General features: G+C 38.1%; 5 protein-coding genes and 1 pseudogene. 3 read left to right on the top strand and 3 right to left on the bottom strand.

Annotated elements, in window-relative coordinates:
- Positions 1–199: 199 nt before the first annotated feature.
- A complete protein-coding gene (locus tag B4H32_RS06110; RefSeq protein WP_286800902.1) occupies positions 200–1,126 on the top strand; it encodes a LysR family transcriptional regulator in 927 nt (308 codons plus the stop codon).
- Between the two features lie 123 nt (positions 1,127–1,249).
- Here B4H32_RS06110 and hpxO read toward each other — a convergent pair whose 3' ends face one another.
- Positions 1,250–2,407, bottom strand: coding sequence for an FAD-dependent urate hydroxylase HpxO (gene hpxO / locus B4H32_RS06115; RefSeq protein WP_000406591.1), 1,158 nt, complete (start codon positions 2,405–2,407; stop codon positions 1,250–1,252).
- 210 nt (positions 2,408–2,617) lie between these two features.
- Between hpxO and alc the strand changes: the two genes are divergently transcribed.
- Positions 2,618–3,625, top strand: coding sequence for an allantoicase (gene alc / locus B4H32_RS06120; RefSeq protein WP_000212598.1), 1,008 nt, complete (start codon positions 2,618–2,620; stop codon positions 3,623–3,625).
- Positions 3,626–3,721: 96 nt separating this feature from the next.
- Positions 3,722–4,222, top strand: coding sequence for an ureidoglycolate lyase (locus tag B4H32_RS06125; RefSeq protein ID WP_000250866.1), 501 nt, complete (start codon positions 3,722–3,724; stop codon positions 4,220–4,222).
- Positions 4,223–4,347: 125 nt separating this feature from the next.
- On the opposite strand, the pseudogene B4H32_RS06130 reads toward B4H32_RS06125, so the two are convergent.
- Both B4H32_RS06130 and B4H32_RS06135 read right to left on the bottom strand, forming a co-directional pair.
- Positions 4,348–5,063: pseudogene (locus tag B4H32_RS06130) on the bottom strand (outer membrane protein OmpK).
- A gap of 126 nt (positions 5,064–5,189) precedes the next feature.
- Positions 5,190–5,555, bottom strand: a 366-nt coding sequence (locus B4H32_RS06135; protein WP_286800903.1) for a solute carrier family 23 protein, incomplete at its 5' end; no start/stop codon positions are given.

The raw sequence follows: 5,555 nt of genomic DNA on the forward strand, positions 1-5,555 counted from the left end.
AAATCTTTGTGCAACAAAGCCTTTCTAAGTCAAAAATACGTTTGGATAGCATTTCTGTCTATTAGAATGATTTGCATACAATGTTCTGCTTTTTAGAACACAAAAGCAGAATGAATTGAAAAAATCAAAAGTTATGGCATGAAAATCGCTTAAGCATGGATAAGTACTTTGTAAACTGCCCGTGAGATTGAATAGCTGTATGTCGCTTACCTTTTCCCGATTTTCTGAATATTTTATGGCTGTTGCCCGTACTGGCAGTTTACGTAAAGCCGCAGAACAGCTTTTTATTTCAGTCTCTGCAGTGCATCGGCAAATTGTTCTTGCTGAAGAAGAGTTAGGCGTTGCTTTATTTGAGCGTTTACCGCAGGGGCTGAAGCTAACGTTAGCAGGTGAATTACTTTATGCTGATTTGCTTAAATGGCAAAAAGAATATCAGCTGACTCGAATTCGATTTGATGAAATTCAAGGATTAAGTCGCGGCAATATTGAAATGGGTTTTATTTCTGCCCTAAATGATGGTTTTGTCGTGGATTGTATTCAACGCATGGCTGAAAGCTATCCATGGATTAATCTCAATATCAGTATGAATAGCAGTGAAGAAATATCGAGAAAAATCATTGATGCAGAATTAGATTTTGGCATTATCTTAAATCCTAAAAGTCACAATCAATTAGAAATCTTATCCTTTATTGAAATTCCTTTAGGCTATGTTTTATCACCACATCACACCTTAGCCGGCATGGATAAAATCTATTTATCTGACACTTTAAATGAGCGTCATATCATGCCAAGTGAGCCCTTAGTCATCAGTGATTATGTACATACACTCTATAAACATCACAAATTTAATCCTATACAAAAGATAGAATGTAATAACATTAGAATGATAACATCATTAATTCAACAACAATTAGGCATTGGCTTAATGTCATATATGGATGCATTACCACTTTTAAACTCAAAAAAGATCGTATTTAAGCCCATTCGTGAAAAAGGTATGCATCGTTTAACCATTGCACTGTGCGTCGCTTCAAAACGTCAAACATCTCGTCTTTCACAAATAATGGTAAATTTATTGGTCGAAAAAATGGAAGAAATCAAATTGCAATTAAAGCAACTTCCTTAAACATTTAATCCTTTGCTCTTCAATCTAATGTTTCTAAATAGCTAAAAAAAGCCAGTGTGAATATTCACACTGGCTGCTGAAAGCTAACCTTTTAGTTTTACATTTCTTTTTGTGTCTTACAGCTTAGTCGAGTGGATTACCGACAATGTTACTAATAATTCCCTTCATAATATGATTGCCTTGTTCTTTACGTAACTCTTCATACCACTCTCGGGTCACCGCTTCATCTTTCATATGTGTCACATCACAGCGCTTACGGGCACGAAGTACCAACTCATTGGCACGTTCATTACGCTTGTTCTGATAGCGACGTAAAGAATCTTGTAAACCTAAGGTATTAATTTGCAATGAACGTGCCAAATAGATAGCATCTTCCATCGCTTGGCAGCCGCCTTGACCAATATCAGGTGTTGTACTGTGCGCTGCATCACCTACAATCACCACTCGACCTTTGTAAAAATTGGCAAATGGTTCGATATCGTGAATTTCTACACGATTGGTCTTTTGCACATCGACTGCATCAATTAACTTTTGGACAGGCTCACACCATCCTTTAAAGTATTGTTTGAATAAAGCTTTGTATTGGCTACGATCATTTTCAAGACCAACAGCTAACGGCACATCAAAAAAGAAATAGAAACGATTATTCGCCACTGGCATCAGTGAAACACGTTTGCCTTCACCTACAAACGTTGTCCATTGATCTGCTGCGGCATAATCGTCTGAGACATCAACGAGACCATTCCAATTGACATAGCCTGCATAGCGTCGCTCAACTTGCTCACCTAAAACATAGGCACGAGTAATTGAGTGTGTACCGTCTGCACCCACCAATAGATCAGATTCTATTTCGCTACCATCTGCAAATTGAATTTTTACACGCTCTCCTTCTTCAACAAAAGAAATCATTTTCTTAGCTAGATGAATATCTTCACGACCAAATTCATCCATTAACATATTCTGAAGTTCCGCACGTGATACCGGATATGGTCGTTGCCCGACTTCTTCAATCAATGGATAAAGGCTAAACTGGGTCATCACATCGCCCGTCAGACCATCAATATAAGCAAGGTTATCCATTTTGCCGCCAAGCTTTTCAACTTGCTCTGTCAAACCCAAATAATTTAGACATTTCACACCGTTAGACCATAACGAAATAGCAGCACCCACCGGTAAAATTTGTTCTGCCTGTTCATAGATGGTTACTTGGTGTCCGAATTTTTTTAGTGCGATGCCTGTAGTTAGACCCGCCATACCTGCACCAATAATTGTAATTTCCATCTATAATTCCCCTGTGTTTTATAAGTTTCTAAGTCATAAAATGCTAAAAGCGTGCCATTTTTTATAAAGCGCCCTGAAAAAAATCCAAAGTTGGCACACGCTGTGCATCTAAACGCGTGTAAATGCTTGTTTTTATCGTTTATTAAATTTTTTGTAGCACGATAGCGCAAAGCATGAATTTTGAAAGAAAATAGCGAATGGATTTAATATATGGCGACTTTATTAGCACCCGATTTTGATATTCCTGCACAATTACAGACACTTACCAATTTGGCAGATGACCGTATTGGTGCAAAAATTATTGAATGTTCAGATGAATTTTTCGCAGAAGCAAAACGTATGCTTCAATTTGACGCGCCAATTTTTGTTGAAGATAAATTCGATGACCATGGTAAATGGATGGATGGTTGGGAAACGCGCCGTAAACGTCACACAGGTTATGACTGGGCAATTATTCAATTGGGCGTAGCTGGGCATATTAAGGCTTTAGATATTGACACTACCTTCTTCACTGGGAATTACCCTGCTTCAGCTTCAGTTGAAGCCTGCTACGCCCCTGATGGCGATCTTGCTCAAGCTGAATGGTTGAACATATTAGAGAACAACGTACTTGGCCCAAGTCAGCATCATGTTTTGCCGATTACAGCTGACCAAGTTTTTACTCATGTGCGTTTAAATATTTTTCCTGATGGGGGTGTTGCTCGTTTTAAAGTGTATGGTGAAGTGAGCGTTCAACAACAAGATCACACTGCAACAATTGATTTAGTTGCTTTAGAAAATGGTGGACGTGTAATTGCTTATAGCGATGCACATTTTGGTCATCCACGTAATCTGATTAACCCAGGTCGCGGAATTAATATGGGTGATGGTTGGGAAACCAAACGTCGTCGTGCACCGGGCTTTGATTGGTGTATTTTGGCTTTGGGTCAAACTGGTGCAATTGAAAAAATTGATATCGATACGGCACACTTTAAAGGCAACTTTCCAGCCCAAGTCTCTATTCAAGCCGTATATGTTAAAGATGCAACTGATCCACAATTAATTCCACAAAGTATGTTCTGGCCATTTTTGCTTGAAGCACAAGACATGCAAATGGATCATATTCATAGCTTTGTAAACGAAATTTTGCAACATGAAAAGATCTCGCATATTCGCATTAATATGATTCCAGATGGTGGTATCAGCCGTATTCGTTTGTGGGGTAAAACCAAAAGCTAAATTGAAAGCTTGAATACTTTCTACATCGAGAAGGATAAGTACTGTGGTTTTATCCTTCTTCTCCTACACTTGATATAGACAATAAAAGAATTACACATGGTTCAAACAATTCAGCTACAGCCCCTGAGCATTGAAAACTTTGCCCCTTTTGGTGAGGTGATTTGCTGCGGAGGACAGGATTTTTTTCATATCAATGATGCACATACCGAGCGTTATCATGCCCTTGTAACCACTGAAATCTTCGGTGAAGCACATGCAGGTATTAGTATTTTTCGTAATATTAAACAGACAGAAATTCCTTTTTCGGTTTCGATGCTTGAGCGACATCCGAATGGCTCACAAGCTTTTATCCCGATGCAAGGTCAGGCTTTTTTAATTGTGGTGGCACCTGCATTGGATGATCAAACGCCTGATATTTCAAAACTCTGTGCTTTTATTTCAGATGGTACACAAGGTGTTAACTACCATGCAGGTACATGGCATCACCCTCTATTAACTTTAGAGGCGCCAAGTAACTTTGCCGTGGTTGATCGTATTGGTATTGGACATAATTGTGATGTTTATCAGTTTAATGAAGTACTCAATATCGTGGCATAAATTTAAACTATCATTGAAATTGAAACCTCAATTTAAAATTGTCTCAGAAATTAAAAGCCCCATCCGTGGGGCTTTTAAGTCTTGTGCAGTATGTTGTGTAACGATGTACGGTTTTAACGAATCAATTAGAAGTGATATTTCACTAGCGCACTGACGTTATTTTCATCTTTACCTTTAATATTATATTTATTATTCCAAACTGAATGCTCAACGCCTACATACAGGCGTGTATCTGGGGAAATATGTTGCCCCACATTCCATTTATATTGACTGGTCCAGTTCATCTCACTGGCTGAGCCTTTTTCCGCAGTTGACCAATCCAGAAAAGCATCTGCTAAGAAAGATTCTGAGCCAATTTTAAAAGGTATGGCATAGGTAAGCGTCATTTGATAGTCATCAGCTTTAGTATCATTATTCACTTTATATAAATTTAATTTTGCATATTGAAAATATGGCACATCAAAGTCTAAGCCAATACCATAGAGAAAATTATCCAGTTGCTACCCGCTTCCCAAGTGGTTGCAAGCAATACATCTTTTACAGGGCCAAATTTAAGTTCTTTACCCGTTACAGCGCCTAAACTCAATCGTGGTGATGCTTCAAAATAGGTTTGATCGCCGACGTCATTATGTGTACGGTCGGCAAAAATGAAGAAATCACCATATTTAAGCTTTGACGCGTATTCAAATGTCACAGTGGTTTGTTTGTCTTCTTTTGCAATGAGCTGATAGTCGGTGCCATATAGACCGGTAATGCTGAAGTCTTGCCAGATTGGGGCTGCAAAGATAGAGTTGGCTGAAATAGTGCATAGAATTGCAGCTGAAAGAGGCATAAATTTCATTAAATTGTTTTTCCTAGCGATAAATACGTTTTGAGTAATTTATTTAGCAAAAACAAAGCCAATATTAGATTTTTTAATAAAAAAAGCCCACATTAATGTGAGCTTTTTTTATTTATTTTGAATAGCTTAGTGATGACTATCTATAACAATATTGCTGGTTTTATTCACTTCTTTACTTTTAAAAAAGTTTAGATGGTTAAACACAATATTTAATACGATGGCCATGAGGCACGTTGAACTAATACCTGAATGGAACAGGGTTTGTACCCATTTTGGGAAGTTCGCATAGAATGAGTGATCAATAATTGGAATCATACCTGCGGCAATTGCTGTAGCAACAATGATTAGGTTCTTTTGCTCACTATAATCAATTTTAGCTAAAGTACGAATACCACTTGCAGCCACTGTACCGAACAATACCAAACCTGCGCCACCCAATACCGGTACAGGAATTGCAGCAATCAAACGGCCCATAATTGGTAAAATACCCAA

It is taken from the genome of Acinetobacter sp. UBA2063 (genome assembly GCF_002333245.1).
In the GTDB taxonomy this organism is placed as follows: Bacteria; Pseudomonadota; Gammaproteobacteria; order Pseudomonadales; family Moraxellaceae; genus Acinetobacter; species Acinetobacter parvus.